This is a genomic window from Pseudoalteromonas arctica A 37-1-2 (genome assembly GCF_000238395.3).
Lineage (GTDB): Bacteria > Pseudomonadota > Gammaproteobacteria > Enterobacterales > Alteromonadaceae > Pseudoalteromonas > Pseudoalteromonas arctica.
This window is the reverse complement of record NZ_CP011025.1, coordinates 3,033,535-3,055,276: the sequence shown is the minus strand read 5'-3', so window position 1 is coordinate 3,055,276 and position 21,742 is coordinate 3,033,535. Positions and strand designations below refer to the sequence as shown.

Annotated in this window: 22 protein-coding genes and 1 pseudogene; 15 read left to right on the top strand and 8 right to left on the bottom strand. The window is 37.9% G+C overall.

Annotated features, from left to right (window positions below; all coding sequences use genetic code 11):
* The first annotated feature begins 2 nt into the window (after window positions 1-2).
* From PARC_RS13835 to PARC_RS13825, 3 genes are read left to right on the top strand one after another with little or no spacing between them, the layout of a single operon-like run.
* A complete protein-coding gene (locus PARC_RS13835) occupies window positions 3-2,471 on the top strand; it encodes an intermembrane phospholipid transport YdbH family protein (RefSeq protein WP_010554387.1) in 2,469 nt (822 codons plus the stop codon).
* A gap of 2 nt (window positions 2,472-2,473) precedes the next feature.
* Complete coding sequence (locus PARC_RS13830; protein ID WP_007584699.1) at window positions 2,474-2,671, top strand: YnbE family lipoprotein; 198 nt, start codon at window positions 2,474-2,476, stop codon at window positions 2,669-2,671.
* An 11-nt stretch (window positions 2,672-2,682) separates the two neighbouring features.
* On the top strand, window positions 2,683-3,012 hold the full coding sequence (locus tag PARC_RS13825) for a YdbL family probable chaperone protein (protein WP_002961068.1): 330 nt from the start codon (window positions 2,683-2,685) through the stop codon (window positions 3,010-3,012).
* Between the two features lie 69 nt (window positions 3,013-3,081).
* Here PARC_RS13825 and PARC_RS13820 read toward each other — a convergent pair whose 3' ends face one another.
* Both PARC_RS13820 and waaA read right to left on the bottom strand, forming a co-directional pair.
* A complete protein-coding gene (locus PARC_RS13820; RefSeq protein ID WP_010554388.1) occupies window positions 3,082-3,630 on the bottom strand; it encodes a DUF1415 domain-containing protein in 549 nt (182 codons plus the stop codon).
* On the bottom strand, window positions 3,627-4,940 hold the full coding sequence (gene waaA, locus PARC_RS13815) for a lipid IV(A) 3-deoxy-D-manno-octulosonic acid transferase (protein WP_010554389.1): 1,314 nt from the start codon (window positions 4,938-4,940) through the stop codon (window positions 3,627-3,629). Before waaA ends, PARC_RS13820 begins: the two co-directional genes overlap by 4 nt.
* Window positions 4,941-5,122: 182 nt before the next feature.
* Between waaA and PARC_RS13810 the strand changes: the two genes are divergently transcribed.
* Window positions 5,123-5,713, top strand: coding sequence for an SIS domain-containing protein (locus PARC_RS13810; RefSeq protein WP_002961065.1), 591 nt, complete (start codon window positions 5,123-5,125; stop codon window positions 5,711-5,713).
* Window positions 5,713-7,152 (top strand): bifunctional D-glycero-beta-D-manno-heptose-7-phosphate kinase/D-glycero-beta-D-manno-heptose 1-phosphate adenylyltransferase HldE, encoded by a 1,440-nt coding sequence (hldE, locus tag PARC_RS13805; protein ID WP_010554390.1) that lies wholly within the window; start codon window positions 5,713-5,715, stop codon window positions 7,150-7,152. The genes PARC_RS13810 and hldE overlap by 1 nt, the downstream gene beginning before the upstream one ends.
* Window positions 7,153-7,235: 83 nt before the next feature.
* Here the strand turns inward: hldE and PARC_RS13800 are convergent, their stop codons facing one another.
* Entirely contained in the window at window positions 7,236-8,783 is a 1,548-nt protein-coding gene (locus tag PARC_RS13800) for a capsule assembly Wzi family protein (RefSeq protein ID WP_010554391.1), read from the bottom strand.
* 169 nt (window positions 8,784-8,952) lie between these two features.
* Between PARC_RS13800 and PARC_RS13795 the strand changes: the two genes are divergently transcribed.
* Together PARC_RS13795 and PARC_RS13790 are read left to right on the top strand one after the other, a co-directional pair.
* Entirely contained in the window at window positions 8,953-10,023 is a 1,071-nt protein-coding gene (locus PARC_RS13795) for a hypothetical protein (protein WP_010554392.1), read from the top strand.
* Window positions 10,023-11,097: pseudogene (locus PARC_RS13790) on the top strand (glycosyltransferase). The gene PARC_RS13795 and the pseudogene PARC_RS13790 overlap by 1 nt, the downstream one beginning before the upstream one ends.
* A gap of 16 nt (window positions 11,098-11,113) precedes the next feature.
* Here PARC_RS13790 and PARC_RS13785 read toward each other — a convergent pair.
* Window positions 11,114-11,842 carry a 3-deoxy-D-manno-octulosonic acid kinase gene (locus PARC_RS13785; RefSeq protein ID WP_010554393.1) on the bottom strand — a complete coding sequence of 243 codons (729 nt, stop codon included), beginning with the start codon at window positions 11,840-11,842 and terminating at the stop codon, window positions 11,114-11,116.
* Between the two features lie 122 nt (window positions 11,843-11,964).
* Here PARC_RS13785 and PARC_RS13780 point away from each other — a divergent pair, with 122 nt between their 5' ends.
* From PARC_RS13780 to glpG, 6 genes are all read left to right on the top strand, one after another.
* Entirely contained in the window at window positions 11,965-13,023 is a 1,059-nt protein-coding gene (locus tag PARC_RS13780) for a glycosyltransferase family 9 protein (RefSeq protein ID WP_010554394.1), read from the top strand.
* The gene (gmhB, locus tag PARC_RS13775; protein ID WP_010554395.1) at window positions 13,023-13,586 is read left to right on the top strand and encodes a D-glycero-beta-D-manno-heptose 1,7-bisphosphate 7-phosphatase; all 564 of its coding nucleotides are present in this window, start codon (window positions 13,023-13,025) and stop codon (window positions 13,584-13,586) included. The genes PARC_RS13780 and gmhB overlap by 1 nt, the downstream gene beginning before the upstream one ends.
* A gap of 169 nt (window positions 13,587-13,755) precedes the next feature.
* The gene (locus PARC_RS13770) at window positions 13,756-14,949 is read left to right on the top strand and encodes a glycine C-acetyltransferase (protein ID WP_010554396.1); all 1,194 of its coding nucleotides are present in this window, start codon (window positions 13,756-13,758) and stop codon (window positions 14,947-14,949) included.
* Window positions 14,950-14,999: 50 nt separating this feature from the next.
* Window positions 15,000-16,025 carry an L-threonine 3-dehydrogenase gene (tdh, locus tag PARC_RS13765; protein WP_007584716.1) on the top strand — a complete coding sequence of 342 codons (1,026 nt, stop codon included), beginning with the start codon at window positions 15,000-15,002 and terminating at the stop codon, window positions 16,023-16,025.
* A 68-nt stretch (window positions 16,026-16,093) separates the two neighbouring features.
* Window positions 16,094-16,411, top strand: a complete 318-nt coding sequence (glpE, locus tag PARC_RS13760; RefSeq protein WP_010554397.1) for a thiosulfate sulfurtransferase GlpE — start codon at window positions 16,094-16,096, stop codon at window positions 16,409-16,411.
* Complete coding sequence (gene glpG / locus PARC_RS13755; RefSeq protein ID WP_010554398.1) at window positions 16,408-17,226, top strand: rhomboid family intramembrane serine protease GlpG; 819 nt, start codon at window positions 16,408-16,410, stop codon at window positions 17,224-17,226. Before glpE ends, glpG begins: the two co-directional genes overlap by 4 nt.
* Before the next feature lie 10 nt (window positions 17,227-17,236).
* On the opposite strand, the gene PARC_RS13750 is transcribed toward glpG, so the two are convergent.
* Entirely contained in the window at window positions 17,237-17,635 is a 399-nt protein-coding gene (locus PARC_RS13750; RefSeq protein WP_010554399.1) for a flagellar basal body-associated protein FliL, read from the bottom strand.
* 167 nt (window positions 17,636-17,802) lie between these two features.
* Here PARC_RS13750 and PARC_RS13745 point away from each other — a divergent pair, with 167 nt between their 5' ends.
* Both PARC_RS13745 and ubiA read left to right on the top strand, forming a co-directional pair.
* The gene (locus PARC_RS13745; RefSeq protein ID WP_010554400.1) at window positions 17,803-18,354 is read left to right on the top strand and encodes a chorismate--pyruvate lyase family protein; all 552 of its coding nucleotides are present in this window, start codon (window positions 17,803-17,805) and stop codon (window positions 18,352-18,354) included.
* Window positions 18,351-19,229 (top strand): 4-hydroxybenzoate octaprenyltransferase, encoded by an 879-nt coding sequence (gene ubiA, locus PARC_RS13740; RefSeq protein ID WP_010554401.1) that lies wholly within the window; start codon window positions 18,351-18,353, stop codon window positions 19,227-19,229. Before PARC_RS13745 ends, ubiA begins: the two co-directional genes overlap by 4 nt.
* A 37-nt stretch (window positions 19,230-19,266) precedes the next feature.
* On the opposite strand, the gene PARC_RS13735 is transcribed toward ubiA, so the two are convergent.
* The 3 genes from PARC_RS13735 to PARC_RS13725 form a co-directional block, all read right to left on the bottom strand.
* Window positions 19,267-19,887, bottom strand: coding sequence for a 2OG-Fe(II) oxygenase (locus tag PARC_RS13735; RefSeq protein WP_007584723.1), 621 nt, complete (start codon window positions 19,885-19,887; stop codon window positions 19,267-19,269).
* Window positions 19,888-19,978: 91 nt separating this feature from the next.
* Entirely contained in the window at window positions 19,979-20,863 is an 885-nt protein-coding gene (locus PARC_RS13730; protein WP_033012560.1) for a LysR family transcriptional regulator, read from the bottom strand.
* A 376-nt stretch (window positions 20,864-21,239) separates the two neighbouring features.
* A complete protein-coding gene (locus tag PARC_RS13725) occupies window positions 21,240-21,662 on the bottom strand; it encodes a DUF2721 domain-containing protein (protein ID WP_010554403.1) in 423 nt (140 codons plus the stop codon).
* Window positions 21,663-21,742: the final 80 nt, after the last annotated feature.

Sequence of the window (21,742 nt, the reverse complement as noted above, 5' to 3'; positions counted from 1 at the left end):
GTATGTTTAAGCGAATTGGTTTAATTGTTGGAGCTGTATTACTAAGTACCTTGCTGCTTGGTTATGTATTTCGTTTACCTTTATTACAGTGGGTTATAGCGCCTGAGCTTAAAAAAGCAGGCATTACGTTAAGTTGTCTCGATTTTTCAATTACGTCTGAACTAAATATTCATGCTGATAGAGTGTGTTTAAATTATCAAAATCAACAATTACAACTTACTGGTATTACTGCAAATACAAAGCGTGTAGATATTGAAAATGCAGTGCTAACAGTTAATTCACTCCCTAAAAGTGATAATGCTAATCAAGGTGCTAAAAATCTCGATTTAGCGCTTCCCTTAAATCGCCCATTAATCAGCATTAAACAGCTTGTAGTAAAAAGTGACGAGCTCAATAAGCCACTTAAAATAAGTATATTAGAACCCACACTAAATCAATTTAATGTCACGGGTGATATAAACGCGAGCGCAATTTTGACTGCTAATAAAATAAGTGGTCAGTTTTTAATTAATGACACACTTTTAAAGCAGGTTATAAACACTAAAAATACATTAATTGCAGATGCTAACTTTAATACTCAGCAAGCATTTAGCTTTGACGGTATAGAGGTTGAGTTAAATGGCGATATTAGCTCCCAGTTTGCTTACACGTATGAGTTTTCTCATGCAAATCAGCAGTGCCAGGTTAACGTATTAACCACTGGTAAATTGACGACGCGTTTTAATTTAAATAGCCAAGTGCTAATGTTTAATACCGATTTGCTTAATAACAAAATTAATCTAACACCAAGCTGTGCTGGGTTAATTCCACCAAGTGAATACGCAGGCTTTGTTAGCAAACAAGTTCCTTTAAATTGGCAACTTAAATTCCCTCAATCAATTCGCTTAGAGGGTAGTGAGCTCAGTGCACCTGTAATTAATTTGGTAAGCGTGGGCGATAAGCTATTTGATTTTTTAATAACAGATACAACACTAAATATTACATCTCCGCTTGAAGACTTACAGACAAATTTATCAGCTCAAATAAATACACCCGATATAAATAATATTAACGTTAATGCTCAGTTATCTGGCGCTGCAATTGTAGGCGATTACGCCGTTATGCTTGAAAGTTTGCCTGAGTTTGTCCCTGCAACAGCGAATGGGCTTAGCCTTAGTGGTCACTTTAATATAAGTGAGTTTATAGACTTAAAACCAATTGGGCTTATAAATGCTAAATTAACACTTAATAGTGTAGATGCGTTTGATATAAGTGCAGTGCAATATCAAGGTGATTTAACTGCAAAAATGGATAAACAGTTAAACGCAGAGGTAGCGTTAACGCAGCAATTAAAAAGCGCAGAATATAAAGAGTTTACAGTCTCGGGTATAAGTAACACATTAACAGCAAATGCTAATTTAGGCGTAGGTGAGTTATTTGCTGATCTAACAGCAAAAACAAATATAAAGACTGTTAATAGCCCCGACATAAAACTTAATAATATAAAAGTAGAGTCTACGGGCTTGCAAAGCCGTGCACTAAAAGCCACGCATCACGCATTTATAAACGATGTTGAGTTAGTTGTAAATCATCATATGTCGTCGCAAGCTCATCCGTTTGAAGTCATTATTCCTGAACAAAGTACGCTGCTGTTAAATGCGCTTATTAGGCAATTTGAGCCACTTGCACAACTAACAGAGGGCGAATTTAATGGCTATATTAGTGGCGATATAAACTTACAAAATGCACTGTTCAATATGGGGATTAGTCATACAAGTGCACTGTATAACGATTACCTTGCGAGTGATTTAAACAGTGTATTTAGCGGGGAATATAATTCAGGTAAGCTTAATGTAAAACCAACTACCTTTAATTTAAATGAGTTTAGAGCGGGTGCCGTAGTTAAAGCGATTAAAGGGCAATGGCAAGTGAGTAGTAATACCGCGCTTATAAATGATGTAAAAGGAAGTGTGTTTGGTGGCGAATTTTCGTTAGATACCTACACAATAGGGAAGCCAAACCAAGTTGCCAATGTTAAGTTTGAAAATATTGATGCAAGTAAACTCGTTACACTCGACGATAAGTCGGGCATTGTATTAACGGGACGCTTGGCGGGGTCTTTACCTGTCCATTTTGATAGTGGAAAAATTGAAATAATTGACGGTAGTTTATTTAGCCAAGGAACAGGTAATTTAAAAATCACCAATAATGCCGCGTTTGATTCAGTAATGCAGCAACAGCAAGAGTTGCAACCTGTATTAGGGCTATTAACTAATTTAGATATTCAAAAACTTAATAGCAGTGTGGCATTAAAAAACGATGGCTGGTTAAAGCTTGGGGTTAATTTACAAGGCTATAATAAACAAGAGCAGCAGCAAGTTAACTTTAATTATAACCACGAAGAAAACGTATTTACACTTTTACGCGCACTGCGTTTAAGTGACGAAATTACACAAAAAGTTGAGCAACAATACTCACAAAAAGGAAACTAATAATGAGACAGTCGTTATTGATAAAAGTACTGCTCGCGCTAGGTGCTATTAGTGCACTAAGTGCCTGTACACACCGTGTTGAGGTGTCTGCTAAAGAGCCTATTACTATTAATTTAAATGTGAAGGTCGATCACGAAATTCGCGTAAAAGTAGATAAAGAACTCGACAGTTTGTTTAGTGACGACAGTGAGTTATTTTAAGGAGCTAAAACATGAATACGAAGAAAAAATTAAATATTATTACGTTAGTTAGTGCAGTATGTATGTCGTTCTCTGCGTGGGCTATTAGTCTTGATGACGCTAAAAACCAAGGTTTAGTAGGTGAAGATAGCTCTGGTTATTTAGGACTTGTTGTACAAAACGCAGAGGCAAAAGCCGTTGTTGATGACATAAATGCAAAGCGTAAAGCGCAGTACTTAAAGCTCGCTAAAAAGAATAACTTGTCACTTTCACAAGTAGAAGCACTTGCTGCTGCTAAAACAATTGAAAAAACCCAAAGTGGTCATTACGTCGAAGTAAATGGCAACTGGGTTAAAAAATAAGCTTAAGTATTACTTGTTTTGCAAAAGTTTTGTACAAAGTTTTTTACAAACCAAAATAAAACCGAGCATTTAAGCGCTCGGTTTTTTACAGCCTTCAAGCAACTGCTGCCAAAAATCAATCCCCTTACGTCTTGCTAGGTTTATATTATGCTCAGGAATAGATTCAGGCTCGTTATAACTATCAAGTGCTTCGCTCATGCTTGCTTCGCGAATTAAATGCAGAGTAGGAAAAGGCGCTCTATTTGTGTAGTTTGCAGCATCAGTTTCATCACTGTCGGCAAATACGTAGTCAGGATGAAAATTAGCAATTTGATACTTCCCTTCAAAGCCTTGCGCGACTAAAAGTGCATTAGCTAAATCGACCAAGTCTAAAAAGTCTTCAAAGTCACTAAAGCCGTTGTCAAACATGATAAGGGTTGTTTCGCGCTTTGGTTCACGGTCAAGCTCAACACATTGCTCAAGCATATCCATTACAGCATCATCCATACTTGCTGCTGGACTTACGATGTAATGAATACAGTTATTTTCTACTTCTTTGCGTGCAAACGGGCAAAAGTTATATTTAACAATAACAGATGACACCCATTCGCGGGTTTGGCTTATAGCTATGTTGGTCACGGTTTTGGCTCTAAATATTGATTAATAATGGTAAGTGTTTTTTGTATTGCACCTTGGTTTTTAGCTACGCATTGCGCAGCTTTAATACCTAAGGTTTGGCACGCTTTTGTGTTTTGGCTAAACGTTATGAGCTGCTTTGCTAGTTCGTTGTTGCTATCAACCACTACAGCGCCTTTAAGCTTTATTAGCTCGGGATAAACATGATCAAAATTGTATGTGTGTGGACCTGTTATTACACCTACCGAAAACGCTGCTGATTCCAGTGGGTTATGCCCACCTCTGCGAATTAAGCTGCCACCAATAAAGCTAACATTTGCAGCGCCATATAAACACTGTAATTCACCAAGCGTATCAGCAAGGAGTACTTGTTCATTGTTGTAGTTATTTTGGCTACGACGGCTAAAACTAAGTGGGCTTTGTGTTAAAAGCTCAGCTACTTTATCAAATTGCTCTGGATGGCGCGGGGCAATTATAAGTAATGCATTAGGTTGCTTTTTTAGTAACTGTTGGTGAGCTGCCAATACTAATTCATGTTCTACAGGATGTGTTGAGCCTGCTGCCCATACAAAGCGTTCGTCATTGATGTGTTCATTACTACTATTTTTATTAATACTGTAAAGCTGTTTAAGGTTGAGTACTTCAGCTAATTGCTCGTCACTTGGTGTTATATCAAATTTTATAGAGCCTGTTACATGGCTTTTTGAAGTTTCGAGACCAAGCTCTATAAAACGCTCCGCATCTGCCTTGTTATGACTCGCAAGTACTGTAATTGAGCGCATAATAATATGTGTTAATTTAGCGACCTTTTGATAGCCTTGCTGCGACTTTTCAGAGAGTCTTGCATTGATAACAAGTACCGGTATATTTTTTTTGTGACTTATCGCCATTAAATTTGGCCATAGCTCTGTTTCTAAAATACATAATGCTTGTGGCTTTATACGCTTTAAAAATCGGGCTGTCGCAAACGGAAAATCGATTGGTAAGTAGCTACACGCCACAGTATTTTTAAACTGGTTAAGTATTTGCTCTCTGCCTGTTGGAGTATTACAGGTTATAAGTATATTTAAATTTGGATGCGCTTTTTGAAGAGCTTTAATAAGTGGCGTTGCGGCTAGTACCTCACCAACAGAAGCACAATGAAAAACTAAAGGTTTGGTTTTAACCGTAAATAAAGACTTACTGACAAACCCAAAGCGCTCTTTAAAGTGTGTACGATAGCCTTGGTTTTTTTTACCTCGTAAAATATAGAGATAAAATACAATCAGTGGGCTAATAAAAATTAATGCTAGAGAGTAAAAAATGCGTGCCATACTGATCTTTCTTTAAGGGAAGTGGCGTTAGTTTACCGTGAAATAGCCGTTTTCTAAACATACTCGCAATAAAATATGGTCAGGGTTCAGTTATAATCCGATAAAATGCACACAATTAAATAAAATTATGGAATAATGGATTTAATTTTTCCCTGCTATTTCAGTTCCTAGAGGAATTTTTCATGTCAATTATCGATTCAGTGGCAACTAGCTACGTTGAAACATTAAACCGTCATCAAGCATTATTTGAAACGATGGAAGCTTATCATCAAGAATCTATGCAACTGTTAGAAGCATGCCACAGTGCATTACAAGCTGGTGGCAAGATTGTTTGGTTTGGTAACGGCGGTAGTGCAGCCGATGCGCAGCATTTAGCAGCAGAATTTGTAGTGCGTTACAAATTAGAACGTGGTCCGCTTGCCTCTATGGCATTGACTACAGATACATCAATTTTAACAGCACACAGCAACGATTATCACTTTGATACGGTGTTTGAACGCCAAGTTCAAGCGCTATGTAAGCCAGAAGATTTAGTGATTGGTTTAACCACATCAGGTACTAGTAATAATATTAATTTAGCATTAGAAGCTGCAAATAAACTAGGCGCTTTTACAGTGGCATTAACTGGACGTGATGGCGGTAAAGTAAAAGATATTGCTAAGTTACCTATCATTATAAAAAATGACGAAACAGCACGTATTCAAGAAGCTCACATGTTTATAGGTCACTGGTTATGTGAAGCCATGGATATGGTTGTTGCGGAGCAGCAGTAATGGATTTATCGTTATTAAAAAACTTATCAGCGGCACGAATATTAGTTGTTGGCGACGTAATGCTAGACCGTTATTGGTATGGTGATACAGGTCGAATTTCGCCTGAAGCGCCAGTACCTGTTGTTAAAGTAAGTAAATTTGAAGACAAAGCGGGCGGCGCAGCTAACGTTGCAAAAAATATAGCGCGGTTAGATGCAAAAGTTGGCTTACTGGGCTTAATTGGTGAAGATGAAAGCGGGCAGATTTTAGAGACTATTCTAAAAGGTGAAAAAATAAGTTCACAATTAGTCAGTGTATGTGATTTACCTACTATTTCTAAAATGCGCGTTATTAGTCGCCATCAACAACTCGTTCGTCTTGATTTAGAAGAAACGTTTACTGAGCAACATAGTCAATTACTATTAAACCGCTTAGAGCTTGTGCTAGATGAATACGACTTTATTGTATTCTCTGATTACAGCAAGGGATCTTTAAGCTTAATTAAAGAAATGGTAAGCCTAGCTAAGAGCGCCGGAAAAACGGTTTTAATCGACCCTAAATCGCCAGATTTACATTTATATGAAGGTGCTGATTACATTACGCCTAATTTACATGAGTTTAAGTTAGCGGGTGGTCAAACCGATTCAGAAGAAGCTTTAGCAGCAAGTGCACGTGATTTAATTAGCAAAAATGGCATTAAAGCCATGTTGCTTACGCGTTCTGAGCAAGGTATGTCGCTGATTAATGCAGATGAAAAGTTTGATTTTGCAGCACAAGAGCTTGAAGTAAGCGATGTAACTGGAGCCGGTGATACGGTTATAGCTACACTCGCGGTTATGCTTGGTGCGGGCATGGAGCCTAAAGACGCTGTCGAAATTGCTAATTTAGCGGCAGGTATTGCGGTGAGTAAATTTGGTGCAGCTACAGTTTCGCCAGAAGAGTTAAGTCGTAAACTTGGTCAGTATTTACATACTACTGGCGAGCATTACCAAACACCATTTGATAATGTACTTCAGCACATTGAATTTGCAAAACAAAACGGCGAAACCATTGTATTTACTAATGGCTGCTTTGATATTTTACATGCTGGGCATGTGCGTTATTTAGCACAAGCTAAAGCCCGAGGCGATAGACTCGTTGTTGGATTAAATAACGATGAATCTATTACGCGCTTGAAAGGGGCAGATCGTCCTATTAACCCACTAGATGAGCGTGCAATGGTACTTAGCGCACTTTCATCAGTTGATTGGGTCATTCCGTTTGGCAGTCTAGATGAAAACGATACTCCCGCTAAATTAATTGAGCAAATAAGCCCTGATATTTTAGTTAAGGGTGGCGACTATACCGTAGAGCAAATAGCAGGTGCTGAGCATGTACTTCGCCATGGTGGAAAAGTTGAAGTGCTTGAATTTTTAGATGGATGCTCAACATCAAAAGTAATTAGTAAAATTAAACAGTAATTACTGATTTAGTTTGCTTAAAAAAACAAAAAGGGATGAAAACACTGTTTTCATCCCTTTTTGTATTTTAATACGTTACTTTATTAAAAGTTATATTCGTACTTAGCAAATGCAGAAGTATCGTTTTCAGCACCGTCGTTGTTAGATGCAAAAGCACCTAAAGTGACGCGCCCTCCCATAGAGAGCATTCTGTAACGAAGTTCTAACTGCTTAGAGTTAAACCCTGTTTTAGTAATTGTATTTCCTAAGTCAGGATTGTTAGGATAACGATCGCGATTGTCACTATTATAATCAACACTGCGCAGTTTTACCTGCCAATCATTACCATTCGACAGCTGGCCTAATAAAGTTAAAACAACTGATTGCGCATCGTTATCGTAAGTAGAGCCAATAGTACGGCCGTGGTAACGATAACCCGATTTGTAATCTGAGTGCTCATAGTAGCAATTTTCATTTGTAGACTCTGCTGAACATGAAACACCTGTATCTATGTACTCTACATTTATTAATACGCTTTGATCGTATATTCGTTGTGTAGTTTGCACACCATACAAATAGGCTCTGTCAACTGGTTTTATACCGCCACTAGTATCCTCGCCTATGGTGCTGGCATAGACTGCATATGGTTGATTAAATAAAGTATCTGACCAACGTATATCTATACCCGCAAGTTGATTACCTAAGCGAGTTTCTCCTTCTTTTTGACATTGCTCAGCATTACCTACACACTCTCCGCCACCCGTAACTAAATCAATAAAATCACCGGCTGAACTAGGCTGACCGTCACCGGCCCATTGTGCAGACCAGCTAAGTGCAATTTCTAACTGTTGAATAGGGCGAAAATTAACACGAGTGCTCCACAATAACGCATCAGGAATAACTCGCGTAGACTCAAGTTTAGCCATTTGTGCTGTAAAGCTCCATTGACCAATCCAACTTAACCACGGTGTTTCAAAAGCGGTACTTTTCTCTCTAGTAACACTCAATGCTGGGAGTGGTTTTGCGTTACCTGACATAATTAAGCTGTTATCAACACCTGGGCCCCAAAACTGCTCAACTGCACCGGCTCTAAAAATCCAATTACCTAAACGATACGCTAAGTAACTATCGTCAAATGAGGTATCATTACAATCAGTTAGTGCTTGTGCATTGGTTTCAATGTCATCTATCGTTTTTCCATCGACTAAACATTTTTTACCGTCTTTTCTATAATTTACAGCCACTTTAGCTGCAAAATTATCACCTAAGTAGGAATAAGCTGCAGAAAGTTCGGTTTCTTGAGTCTCGGTGGCGCCAAAGCTCGTTGCTACAATCGGGTCTGTCGCTGAAAATGCTGATAATTGAACGCTATGCGAACTACTGTTCTCTGATTTATATCGATGTTTAACGCGTAATAAAGCATCTTGCAAGCTTGGAGATAATTGCTCCAGCGGCATGCTTTCAACATCACTTATAAAACTCTTCCACATAAGCGGGTATGTGGTTACAGGTGCTAAAATAACACCCGCATCAGCTAATTGTTGAATATCAGCTCTTAGACCGTAATCATCAGGCTTTACCCAGGGTTCAGCATTTACTGATGCGCTTACTGCGCAAAAAAGAGTAGAGAGAAGAAAAATTCTGTTTCGCAAAGTTCAGATCCTTGTGATTTATATTGTGGCTAAGTTTATCAATCAAAGCGGTGGAATGCAGTAAATAATCAATTTTTTGGCGTTAATTTAATGCATAAAAATGTAACCTGTCTATCGCATGAAGTATCTGATTGATATACTACTGCTCAAATAGGAAATTGAGAATGCAATGAGCAACAAACGACTTTTATTTATTCCAGTATCATCGCCAGAAGGCATTGGTGAGTATATGCGCTCGTTGTTGTTAGCTCAAAGTTTACAGGCAGAAGTTGCTGATTCTCTCGATATTCATTTTATATTAAATAAGCATACTCCTTATGCTAAAACTTGTCCTTTTAAAGCTACACTGCTCGAACACTCAGCAACTAAAGAGCTAGATTCTGTTTGCGATTTTATAGCGCAATTTAAACCTGATGTCGTTGTTTTCGATTGTGCAGGGCGCGCGGGCCACATGAAAGCAGCTAAAAAAGTTGGGGCCAAGGTAGTATTTATATCTCAGCATGCTAAAAAACGTGCCAAAGGCTTAAAGCTTAATAGGGTAAATTTAATTGATGCACATTGGGTGGTTCAACCCGATTACTGTATTGAACCACTTACATGGACAGAAACTACTAAGCTAGACATGTTTTCTTTGGCACATCCTCGCAATGTAGGTCCTTTTGTTACATTTGCCTCTTGCGCGCAAAAACGTGATGTTTTAAATCGCTATAACTTAGTACCTGAAGGCTATTTTATTGTAAATGCTGGCTCAGGCGGCCATAGTGTAAATAACCTAAACTGCGCTGATGTATATTTTGAAGCTGCACTTAAAATAACTAAACTCACAGGCTTAAAAGGCGTTGTTGTTTTTGGTCCAAATTATAATAAAATCATTCCCAAAAGTGATGAGCTAATTTGTTTAACAAGCTTGCAAAGTACTGATTTTTTGGCATTAATGAGCCAAGCTAAAATCGCATTACTAAGTGGCGGCGATACCCTACTACAAGCAATCGCCGTTAAAACACCTATTGTTGCATGTGCAATTTCTAAAGATCAAAATACACGTTTGGATCACTGTGTTAATACGGGTGTTGTAATTAAAACAAATCTTGATATAGATGAAATCACTACAAAAATAGCCCAAGTTATTACCGAACCTTTTTATAGTGAGCTTATTGATAACTACAACCGGTTTGATAATTCAAATAGTTATGATGTAATCATTAATGGCATAAAAAGTATGCTTGCAGGAGAAGGTTAATAAATATTGTTATTGTAATAGATTCATTAGTGGGGGAAGAGCTGAGAAAGTAATGCTTACTTTGGCTGAAAAAAATGGCGAAACTACATCACAATATCACTATTTTATCTCTTGCTAGCAGTGTTGAATATAATATTCCTGATATAGTTAATGTTGATAGTTTATTTACTAATAGAGCATCTAAAGTCGATAGGTTTTGGCAACGTAAAAATAGCATTTTAACACTACAAACTTGGTTTAAAAAAACAGAGCGAGATTGGCAATATTGATTTAGTGCTTTCTAATCTTGATAGAAGTAATAACTTGCTCGCGCGTAGTAATATCAAAAATGTTCATTTTGTTATTCATAATTCTGTTAATGCAGAACTTGCTCGTCAAAAAAAGTTAGGTCCATTTTCATATTTATACCTTAAAAAAAGTAAGCAAAACTTAAATGGTAAATCACTTATTTGCGCATCAAAGGGGGTTGAAAAAGAAATAACACAAGGGAATTTAATTGACCCAAGTGCAATTAGGACTATTTATAATCCGTTCGATTTTGGAAAAATAAAGCAACAAGCAAATGAGAAAAATAACGACATCCCAAATGAGCCTTACTTAATTCATGTAGGAAGGCTGGCCAAACAAAAACGCCACGATATATTATTTGCAGCATTTGCAAAGCTTGATAAAAATACAAGTTAGTCCTTTTATGTAATAAACCCGCAAAAGCTTGCACAGGAGTACGGCATAGAAAAACAGCTAGTAGTGCCAGGGTTTCAACAAAACCCTTATAACTGGATTAAGCAGGCCAAAGCTTTAGTGTTGAGTTCTGATTTTGAAGGACTTCCAACGGTATTAATTGAAGCTTTAGCGGTGGGTACTCCGGTAGTTAGCACTAATTGCACATTTGGCCCAAGCGAGATATTAACAGGCGAGCTAAGTAAATATTTAGTACCTGCTGGACAAAGTGAGGCATTAGCCAATGCAGTTAAGCAGGTATTAGCTGACAAACCAAATGTAGAAAACGCAGATATTCTAAAACAAGTACAGGCAGAGCAGGTTGCTCTGCAGTATTTAGCATTGGCTAACTAAGTTAACTTATATTAGGTTAACTTATATTAGCGAGTGCTTTGAGGTAGTTGCTATGCAGAGTTTGCCAGTCAGTCGCTTGCCAATTAAATACATTATTTCGACCCTGTTCTTTTAAAAACGAGCGCTCAAGACGTGCCATATTACTTTGTTGCCATTGTGGGTTAGGCGCTCTTATTTCACCTCTATCAAAGTCGATAATATACACATCACCAGTATCATCAAACAAAATGTTATTAATGTTTAAATCGGCGTGGTACACACCTTTTGCATGAAATAGCGCGATTGTTTTCGCAATGCGCTCTAACTCATCTTGAGTCAATGAGCGCTTAATTAATATATCGAGTACGCTTTTAGCGCCTGTAACAGCCTCGGTAATAATATCACCACGATAAATTAATCCGCTGCGGGTTACTTTAGCTGCAATAGGGATTGGCACGTTTAAACCAAGCTCTATAAGTTTACTCATTAAGCTAAACTCTTTATACACGCGGGTTTGTTCAAGCCCTGGGTATAAATATTGATCGCTTAGTAATTTACCAACTAAACCTCCACGCCAATAATGCCTCAGCACGGCTGTTAATTTGTCTTGTTTAAAAAACCATGCTGTTGCTCTGCCTTTTTTAGCACCCACAATTTTATTTTGTTTTTGCCAAAAATTGGCATCAAACCAATCAAGAGTAATTTGGCTTGTGTATTTAGGGTGGCTTAATACAGTGTGATTGCCTTGCACGTGTTGTTTAAACATAGCTCTGTGTAATTGCTAAATAATGGGCCTATATTAGCGCGTTTTAAAGCGCAGGATAAGTGCTTGCAATAGCGTGATTATAATTTAAGATCGGCTTTTGTATTTAATACCTAAGGGAATGTGTGACTCAAGCTCCTAATTATTCATCTATTTGTATATTAAGACTCTCAGCCATTGGTGACGTATGTCATGGTGTGAGTGCAGTACAAGCTATTCAAAAAGCACATCCTAATGCAAAAATCACCTGGATTATTGGCAAAGTAGAAGCCATGTTACTTGCTGACTTACCGGGCGTTGAGCTGGTGGTATTTGATAAAAAGCAAGGCAAAGCTGCACTTAAAAGCTTAAAACAACGCTTTAAAGGTCAAAAATTTGATGTACTGCTTAATATGCAAGTTGCATTAAGGGCTGGGTTTGTAGCGCGTTGTATTCCGGCAAAAGTTAAAATAGGGTTTGATTGGGCGCGGTCAAAAGAATTACACAGCTTATTTATTAATAAACGAATAGAGCCACAAGCCCAAGCGCATGTGCTTGAAGGCTTTAAAGGTTTTGCAAAAGCCATTGGTGTTGCTGATTATAAACCGAGTTGGAACATGCCATATACAGAGCAAGACCAAGCGGTTGCAGATGAGTTACTAACACCAGAGTACCTAACTAATAAACTGTTAGTAATATCGCCAGCAGCAAGTAAAGCACAGCGCAATTGGCTCGCTGATCGTTATGCCGCATTGGCTGATTATGCTAGTGAGCAAGGCTTTAGAGTGGTATTGACGGGCGGTCCAACAGAGCTTGAAATTAACCTAGCAAATAGCATTATTAAACATAGCAACGCACCTATTTTAAATTTAGTGGGTAAAACAAAACTCAAAGAATTGTTGTGCGTGCTAAAGCGTGGCAGTTTAGTGCTCGCGCCCGATACTGGCCCTGCTCATATGGCGGTAACGGTCGGTACGCCGGTTATTGGTTTGTACGCACATTCAAACCCAGCACGAACCGGTCCTTACTTATATCAAGATTACGTGGTTGAGGTTTATCACCAAAATTTGCTTAAACAAACCGGTAAAACGACTAAGCAAGTACCGTGGGGTACGCGCGTAAAAGGCGATGATTTAATGAGCCAGATTACGGTTGATGATGTAAAAGCGATGTTTGATCATGTTGTACAAAAAGAGTCTTTGTAATGAATGCACAACAAAAAAATAAAGCACTTTTTTTAGACCGTGATGGCGTAGTAAATGTTGATCATGGTTATGTATATCAAAGCGATAAATTTGAATTTATTGACGGTGTTTTTAACGCCTGTAAAGCATTTTATGATGCGGGCTATAAAATCATAATCGTCACTAATCAATCTGGAATAGGGCGAGGTTATTACACCGAAGCTGATTTTTTAGCACTAACTGATTGGATGAAAACCCAATTTAGTGCGAACAGTATTGAAGTTGCCGATGTGTACTTTTGCCCTCATCACCCTAAAAAAGCGCACCCTGAATATTTGAAAAAGTGCAGTTGCAGAAAGCCTGCGCCAGGTATGTTATTGCAAGGCATACAAGAGCATAACATCGACCCTGCTTGCAGTATTATGGTGGGCGATAAACTCAGTGATATGCAGGCTGCGAAAAAAGCGGGCATTACGACCCGCGTTTTAGTGCGTTCGGGTCAAAGCTTTGATGAAAGTGCTAAGCAAGAGGCTGATTTAATTATCGATTCTATAAACAGTTTACCTGCACTTTTAAAGACATAAATAAACTAAACAGATTAGCCTGTAAACTGGCAGGAATTACTTCCAGTCTAGGGTGTTTACGACGAACTGCAAACCGTGCATTTTTCCCATTAAACTTTTACAATACCCCTCATAATAAACAGTCGTTTAAATGTGATTGTTTACCCGTTCAAATATATGGAGAACTTAGATGAGAGCATCTGCTTTTTTTAGCCAGTTACAACAGCAAATTGAAGACGTAAAAACCGAAGGTTTGTATAAAAGCGAACGTATTATTAAATCTCAGCAGCAAGCTCAAATCGAAGTTGCGTCAGGTAAAGTAATCAACTTTTGTGCTAATAACTACTTAGGTTTAGCTAATAGCCCAGAGCTAATTGAAGCTGCGCAAAACGGTTTAAATAATCATGGTTTTGGTGTTGCGTCTGTTCGTTTTATTTGTGGTACGCAAGATATTCATAAAACACTAGAGAAAAAAATCAGTGAGTTTTTAGAAACAGAAGATACGATTTTATATTCTTCATGTTTTGATGCAAACACAGGCTTGTTTGAAACTATTTTAGGCGCAGAAGACGCTATTATTTCTGATTCGTTAAACCATGCATCAATTATTGATGGTGTACGTTTGTGTAAAGCTAAGCGTTTTCGTTATGCAAATAACGACATGGCTGATCTTGAAAAGCAACTTATTGCAGCAGATGAAGCTGGCGCTAAAACTAAACTAATTGCTACCGATGGCGTGTTTTCTATGGACGGCGTTATTTGTAATTTAGAAGCTGTGTGCGACCTAGCTGATAAATACGATGCACTTGTAATGGTTGATGACTCTCACGCAGTTGGCTTTGTTGGCGAAAACGGTAAAGGTACACCAGAGTACTGTAATGTATTAGACCGTGTAGATATTATCACCGGTACATTAGGTAAAGCGCTAGGTGGTGCATCAGGTGGTTATACATCAGGTAAAAAAGAAATTGTTGAATGGTTACGTCAGCGCTCACGCCCATACTTATTCTCAAACTCATTAGCACCTTCAATTGTTACTGCATCAATTAAAGTACTTGAAATGCTAGAAAATGGCGGCGAGCTTCGCGCCAAACTTTGGTCAAATGCTAAATATTTCCGTGAGCAAATGGAAGCTGTTGGTTTTACGTGTGCAGGTAAAGATCATGCAATCATCCCAGTAATGCTGGGAGATGCAAAAGTAGCCTCGTTAATGGCTGATAAGTTACTTGTTGAAGGTATTTACGTAACTGGTTTTTCATTCCCTGTAGTACCAAAAGGGCAAGCGCGTATTCGTACACAAATTTCAGCGGCGCATAGCATTGAGCAACTTGATATTGCTATTGATGCATTTACCCGCATTGGTAAAGAAATGGGCGTTATTTAATTTTATTTTAAGCCGAAGCCTTGCTTCGGTTTTTTAGTTGAGTGTGAATTATGAAAGCATTATCTAAATTAAAAGCAGAACCGGGCATTTGGATGACAGATGCGCCAAAGCCAGAAGTCGGTCATAACGACTTACTGATTAAAATTCGTAAAACAGCTATTTGTGGTACCGACGTACATATTTACAAATGGGATGAATGGGCAAGCAAAACTATTCCTACTCCAATGGTTGTTGGTCACGAATATGTTGGTGAAGTCGTTGATATGGGCCAGGAAGTTCGTGGCTTTAAAGTAGGCGACCGCGTATCGGGTGAAGGTCATATTACGTGTGGGCATTGTCGTAACTGTCGTGCTGGGCGTGTACATTTATGCCGAAATACAACAGGCGTAGGTGTAAACCGTGAAGGTGCATTTGCAGAGTATTTAGTTATTCCTGCATTTAATGCATTTAAAATTCCAGATAACATTTCTGACGAACTGGCTTCTATTTTTGACCCGTTTGGCAATGCAGTTCATACCGCATTATCGTTCGACTTAGTTGGCGAAGATGTGCTTATTACTGGTGCAGGCCCAATTGGTATTATGGCAGCAGCTGTAGCAAAACATGTTGGAGCTCGTCACGTCGTTATTACCGACGTGAATGAATACCGCTTAGATTTAGCACGTAAAATGGGGGCATCTCGCGCGGTAAACGTGGCAAGCGAAAAGCTTGAAGATGTAATAAAAGACTTAGGTATGACAGAGGGCTTTGATATTGGTCTTGAGATGTCAGGTGTGCCAAGCGCTTTTAATTCAATGCTTAATAACATGAACCACGGCGGTAAAATTGCCATGCTAGGTATTCCACCATCTGATATGGCGGTTGATTGGAACCAAGTTATTTTTAAAGGTTTAGTGATTAAAGGTATTTACGGTCGCGAAATGTTCGAAACGTGGTACAAAATGGCAAGCTTGATTCAATCTGGTCTTGATTTGAACCCAATCATTACACATCAGTATTCTGTGGATGACTTCCAAGCTGGCTTTGATATGATGATTTCAGGTCAGTCAGGTAAAGTAATTTTAAACTGGGATTAGTTCCTAACTAAATTACAAGAAGGGCGGCTTTAGCCGCCTTTTTTATACTATTAATTAAAGAGACTTCAATGGCATTTAAACACATTTCTATAGCGCAAACGTTAGAACTTCTAGATAAAGAAGACGTTGTAATTGCAGATATTCGCGATCCAAATTCGTATCAAGCTGGTCGTATTCCAGGCTCAGAAGCACTTTCTAACGGTAATATTGCACAATTTATGATGGAAAAAGAATTCGATCAACCAATTATTATTGTGTGTTATCACGGTATGAGCTCTCAAGGCGCTGCTAGTTATTTAGTTGAGCAAGGTTTTGAAGATGTTTACAGCATGGATGGGGGCTTTACTGCTTGGGAAGCGGCTTACAGCGAGAAAGTAGAGCGATGATAGAGCTTGGTAGTTTAAATAACCCGCGCGCAGCACAGGGCTTTATAGACTATTTAAAAAGCCAAGGCCTAGATGCAAAGGTACACTCAGCAGATGGTAGTAATGTCGTCATTAGTGTGGCTGAGGAGGACTTTCATCAAGTTCAGCCTTTATGGGTTGAGTTTACACAAAATCCTAATCATGAAAAATACCAGCAAGCATCTTGGGATGTAGGCAGCACACAGTCGCCGCTTAAATATCAAGGGCAATCACTTAATCTTATGGCGCGATTTAAAGCGCTCAGCTGGTTAAATCAAACTGTAAGTATTGTAAGCGTTATAATTTATTTTGCTTTTTTACTAGGTGGTTTTGAGACCATTTACACCATGATGCAGTTTAAACCTACGCAGCCTTTAAGTTGGTTAACGCCCGCCCTCGTACATTTTAGCGCGATGCATATAGTGTTTAATTTAATTTGGTGGATGTCGCTTGGTGACAATATCGAAAAACAATGCGGAAAACTAAGCTTAATAGGCTTGTTTTTAGTGACTGCACTTATTAGTAATTGGGCACAATATTTAATGGTTGGCCCGAATTTTGGCGGCCTAAGCGGTGTGGTGTATGGGTTACTAGGTTTTTGTTGGATTCATAGTTTTTTAAACCCTAATAAACCTGCGCTAGTTAGTACGGCTATTGTTGGTTTTATGTTGATTTGGCTGGTGCTAGGTTTTGCAGATGTATTATTTGTTGGCATGGCTAATTGGGCGCACTTAGGTGGATTAGTTAGCGGTATGGCTTTTGCCTATACCGCCAAAATATTTAACGCAAATCGTTAACCGTTAAATACTAATGATATAAATATTTAGTGAACAAGACTTCACGGATGATCTCTTGTCCTGTTTCTTCTTTTAACAGGCTTTTTAGTTTTACGGCGCACTTTGCACGTATTTCTTCTCGACCAGTAAGTGATTTTATTTTCTCTTCAGACTCTTTTGAAAATATTTCTACTAAGGCATCGCGCAGTAAAGGGGTGTGGTGCTCTACTATTGCAATATCTGAAGTGTCATTAAGCATTAAATCTATAGTTACGCGCACATAGCCCATTTTTTTACTTGATGGACCAATATAGTTAGTAATTATATCTGGCTCAAAACCAAAATAACCCACTGTGGATTCAGCTCGAGCTGTAAAGCTTATAACGCTTACAAAGAATGTAAAAAGACCTGCGTATACTATTTTTTTCATATTTAAAGCGTTTCTAAAAACCTGTTGTAAATAGTTTATACCCAATGGTGTGTAATAAACAGCGCCAAGCAGTTATTTATCTTAGTTATTTATGGCAGTAAATCATCACTTTTTCAAATGCATTGGCAATGTTATTATTGCTCCGGTTTTTATTTAATTGAGCAATTGTGACTACTTTCCCTATTTCTTTGTCTGCCAACTGGCAACATACTTCACAAGTAAGCGGCTTAACAGCGACTGAGCGTGATTGGCTATTTGAGCCTCATTCATTAACGGCTAAATTAAAAAGTCGATCGCAAAACTTCTCTGTAAAAGTACTTAGTGAGCAAACGTTTGATTTATCGGTTGAGCAACAAAAATTACTTAGTTGCACAGCAGTATCGGCACTAAATAGAGAAGTGATTTTGTTATGTGATGATAAGCCAATGGTCTACGCACAAAGTTGGCTACCCGACAATAAACGACAAAATAAATCGCATAATCCTCTGCTTAACATGGGAAATCGACCTCTTGGTGATGTTATTTTTCAAGACTCTCAATTAGTGCGTACTGATATAGAAATAGCATGTTTTAACAGCGAGCATTCATTGCAGCAGTTGGTGTCTCAATTAAATTTATCTAAACAAAACTTACTCGGTCGTCGAAGTGTGTTTTCGCTACGAGAATATAAATTTTTAGTGTGTGAAGTGTTTTTACCAGGAGCATATTTATACTCATGAAATTAGCCGTTTTAAAGCCAAAACATATTTCTTACTATATACAGCTAATGCGTATAGATAAGCCCATTGGTACCTTGTTATTACTTTGGCCAACATACTGGGCCTTATGGCTTGCTAATAGTGGGATGCCGAGCTTACTCAACTTTATTATATTTACGCTGGGCGTTGTTGTTATGCGAAGTGCAGGATGCGTAATTAATGATTTTGCAGATAGAAAAATAGACGGCTCTGTAAAACGCACTGCTCAGCGGCCGCTAGCTTCAGGGCGGGTTAGTAGTGGTGAAGCACTTAGCCTATTTTTACTGCTCATAGTTATTGCGTTTATTTTAGTATTAATGCTTAGCGTTAATACTATTTTGCTTTCTTTTGGGGCTTTGGCTTTAGCCTTTTGCTACCCTTTTATGAAACGCTATACACAATTACCACAAGTTGTTTTAGGGGCTGCATTTGGTTGGGCTATTCCAATGGCGTATATGGCTTCAATAAATGCATTACCGCAGCAGGCATGGTTATTATTTATAGCCAACATTTGCTGGACAGTCGCTTATGACACTATGTATGCGATGGTTGATAGAGATGACGATTTAAAAATAGGGGTAAAATCAACCGCTATTTTATTTGGTAAATTCGACCGCCACATAATCTTTTTACTTAATGCTGTATTTATAGCGCTGGTTGCGTTTATTGGTATAAGTAATCATTTAAGTGTCGCGTTTGGCGTTGGTTTGGGTGTAGCAGCTGGTTTATTGGCATATCAACAAACGCTTATTCATAAACGTGAAAGAGATGCCTGCTTTAAAGCGTTTTTAAATAACCATTATGTGGGTTTGGCTATCTTTATAGGGTTATTACTTTCATACCCAATAGCATTTTAAAGCCTTAGTTAAGGCTGTTAAAATGAGTTATTTAGAGCTATCGGGGCGGATCAATAATACCGCTAATAGAGGCGTTTTTTCTAAACCATCCAGCAATAGAATAGCGTTCGTCAACTGCAGGAAGCACTTCATGAGCAAAACGTTCGCTTTCAAACATAACCAATGTGCCAGCCGTTGGTTTAATGGTTATTTCTACTTCTTTACTTTTAGGTTTATAAATAACAAGTTCGCCACCTTGCTCTGGCGTATTTAAATAAAGCACCGTTGTAAATACACGATTAGATCGACCTTTAAATGCATCTAAGTGCTTTTTGTAAAAGTCCCCCTGTGTATATTTTGCATAATGACATTCGTAATCAAATAGCCCCATAAAAAAGCTACGATTTAACGTGGTTTTTATACTTTGCATTATTGCTTGATAAGTAAGCTGTGCTTGCGAGCTGCCGTCAAACCAATAGGTTTTATCAGTACGAATAGTTTTATCTATTTGTAAGTTATTTAATCGACCAATACCGGCAAGGCTAAAGTGGGGGTTTATACGATGGCAATCTGCAACTAAATCGTTAACTAAATCGGCAATAAGCGCGTTATGAATTACGGTGTATCCTTGACGTTCTATATCATCTAAATAGACATCAGGACCAAAAAGTGTGTTCATCCACATCAGCTGTTTAAAAAAGGTGCGACAGTGTAGCCGAAAAGCGATTTAAAGCTACTGTTTATTACGCCGCACTTTTTAAAATATTGGATTAGCTAAATGTAGCTCCCGCTTTCTTTATAAGCGATAGTAAATGCTCTACATGTTCAGTAATAGAGGTTTGCTGGCTTGTTTGTACAACGAGTTGTTCGTGGTTTAAATCTTTATTTGTTTTCAGTTGCACGAGTTCAGGGTTTTCTGCGATTGTATTTGCATGTTCAATGCTTGCAATAGCAAAGTGATCTGATTTAACTACGCCAGCCATTACTTGATCAATACTGCCCACTTTAATACTTGATGATTTATTTAAAGAATCAATTGCTTCATTAAGCATGGTTTGCACTTGTTTCGATTGAGAGAAGCAGCCAAACATAGGATAGCTATCAAGGTTTTGCTTACTTATATCGTTTTTATGTGCAAGAGGGTGATTTTTTGAAACAAATAATACAAGCTGATCAGGTAGGTGAATATCACTGCCAATACTATTAATCGCTTGAGAGTATACACTTATGTCTATTTCTCCTTGTTGGAGTTTACGTGTTAGCTCTTGCTGATTTTGTAATTGCATTTCAATTTTTATATGTGGATATTGAGCTAAAAACTGCCCACAAGAAATAGGTACTATGCTGCTTGCCTTATTGGTATAGCCAATAACCAGCTTTTCGTTAGCATTACCGTTTACTGATTGAAAAATCCGTTTTTTCGTTAGCTCAAGTTCCGATAGAGTCGTTTTAGCATATTCAAGAAAAAGTTCGCCTTCTGGCGTTAATTTAACTGAACGTGTTGAGCGTTTTACTAACTCATATCCCATTTCATTTTCAAGTGTTTGAATGCTGCGCGTTAGCGCTGAAGTACTGATTTGGGTTTGTTCAGCTGCTTGTCTAAAGTGACGTAACACTCCAAGTGCTACAAATTGCTCTAATTGTTCAAATCTCACTTTATAGTCCCTTTTTATAAGTAAGTCGCAGATACAGCGGACATCAAATATATTAATTTTTATTCTAAAGTTTAGTAAAATTTTATATTGAAATATATTTGCAAGTTCATACATGTTTCCAGCAGGATACCCCCCTTTTAGTATTAATTAAAGAAAAAAGCGACCAAATAGTATTACTTTTTTAATTGAAGACTAGTTGTTTATTGCTCTTTATCGACATTTTTGCAATTGACTATTTTGATAAAGTTATTTTTAGTCAGTAGGTTAGTTGGATACTTAGAGTCTGATTGTTCTAAATAATAAAAAAGTGTGCCCCAAAATAGGGCATACATATAAGATTCGTGTGACAAATAATAGGGGGACGATAAATACAAATTCATTTCACAAAATTCCGACTAATCCTATTGCTTAATGGTTTGTTTTCAATGCTTTGTAGTTCTATTTCAATTGCATCGCAGGAAATATGTATTTCAAATAAAGACGTTAATAACGATAGACTTAAGCAAGCTAAACTAACACCAAATAAAATAATGCCCGTGGTATTAAATTCAATAAATAAAGCAAACATTGAAAATGTACACAGTAAAAAAGAGGCGACACCGTATACTTGCATTGTTCTAATTAGCTTAATGCGTTTACGTAAATTAGTGATTTGAGCCACTACAACAGGGCGAATAGATTCACCCTCGCGCGTATTTAACTCCCTAATTAATTGCGCTAAAACTAAAAATCGGTTTGTATAGGCTAGTAATAGCAGCGATATGGCCGGGAAAAGTAGGCCCGGGGTTGTAAGTGTCATGTTTATTCCTTAAAAGTGCAGCATATTAGTATGCTAATAATTTAGCGTAGGATATTGTTAACACAAAATAAATGAGGTGA

Excerpts from the sequence above, each read along its gene's own strand:
- PARC_RS13770 (WP_010554396.1), top strand. The coding sequence starts at position 13,756 with ATGAGAGCATCTGCTTTTTTTAGCCAGTTACAACAGCAAATTGAAGAC.
- gmhB (WP_010554395.1), top strand. The coding sequence starts at position 13,023 with ATGAATGCACAACAAAAAAATAAAGCACTTTTTTTAGACCGTGATGGC.
- tdh (WP_007584716.1), top strand. The coding sequence starts at position 15,000 with ATGAAAGCATTATCTAAATTAAAAGCAGAACCGGGCATTTGGATGACA.
- ubiA (WP_010554401.1), top strand. The coding sequence starts at position 18,351 with ATGAAATTAGCCGTTTTAAAGCCAAAACATATTTCTTACTATATACAG.
- PARC_RS13830 (WP_007584699.1), top strand. The coding sequence starts at position 2,474 with ATGAGACAGTCGTTATTGATAAAAGTACTGCTCGCGCTAGGTGCTATT.
- PARC_RS13750 (WP_010554399.1), bottom strand. The coding sequence starts at position 17,635 with ATGAAAAAAATAGTATACGCAGGTCTTTTTACATTCTTTGTAAGCGTT.
- PARC_RS13795 (WP_010554392.1), top strand. The coding sequence starts at position 8,953 with ATGAGCAACAAACGACTTTTATTTATTCCAGTATCATCGCCAGAAGGC.
- glpG (WP_010554398.1), top strand. The coding sequence starts at position 16,408 with ATGATAGAGCTTGGTAGTTTAAATAACCCGCGCGCAGCACAGGGCTTT.
- PARC_RS13825 (WP_002961068.1), top strand. The coding sequence starts at position 2,683 with ATGAATACGAAGAAAAAATTAAATATTATTACGTTAGTTAGTGCAGTA.
- PARC_RS13725 (WP_010554403.1), bottom strand. The coding sequence starts at position 21,662 with ATGACACTTACAACCCCGGGCCTACTTTTCCCGGCCATATCGCTGCTA.
- hldE (WP_010554390.1), top strand. The coding sequence starts at position 5,713 with ATGGATTTATCGTTATTAAAAAACTTATCAGCGGCACGAATATTAGTT.
- PARC_RS13785 (WP_010554393.1), bottom strand. The coding sequence starts at position 11,842 with ATGTTTAAACAACACGTGCAAGGCAATCACACTGTATTAAGCCACCCT.
- PARC_RS13735 (WP_007584723.1), bottom strand. The coding sequence starts at position 19,887 with ATGAACACACTTTTTGGTCCTGATGTCTATTTAGATGATATAGAACGT.
- waaA (WP_010554389.1), bottom strand. The coding sequence starts at position 4,940 with ATGGCACGCATTTTTTACTCTCTAGCATTAATTTTTATTAGCCCACTG.
- glpE (WP_010554397.1), top strand. The coding sequence starts at position 16,094 with ATGGCATTTAAACACATTTCTATAGCGCAAACGTTAGAACTTCTAGAT.
- PARC_RS13835 (WP_010554387.1), top strand. The coding sequence starts at position 3 with ATGTTTAAGCGAATTGGTTTAATTGTTGGAGCTGTATTACTAAGTACC.
- PARC_RS13810 (WP_002961065.1), top strand. The coding sequence starts at position 5,123 with ATGTCAATTATCGATTCAGTGGCAACTAGCTACGTTGAAACATTAAAC.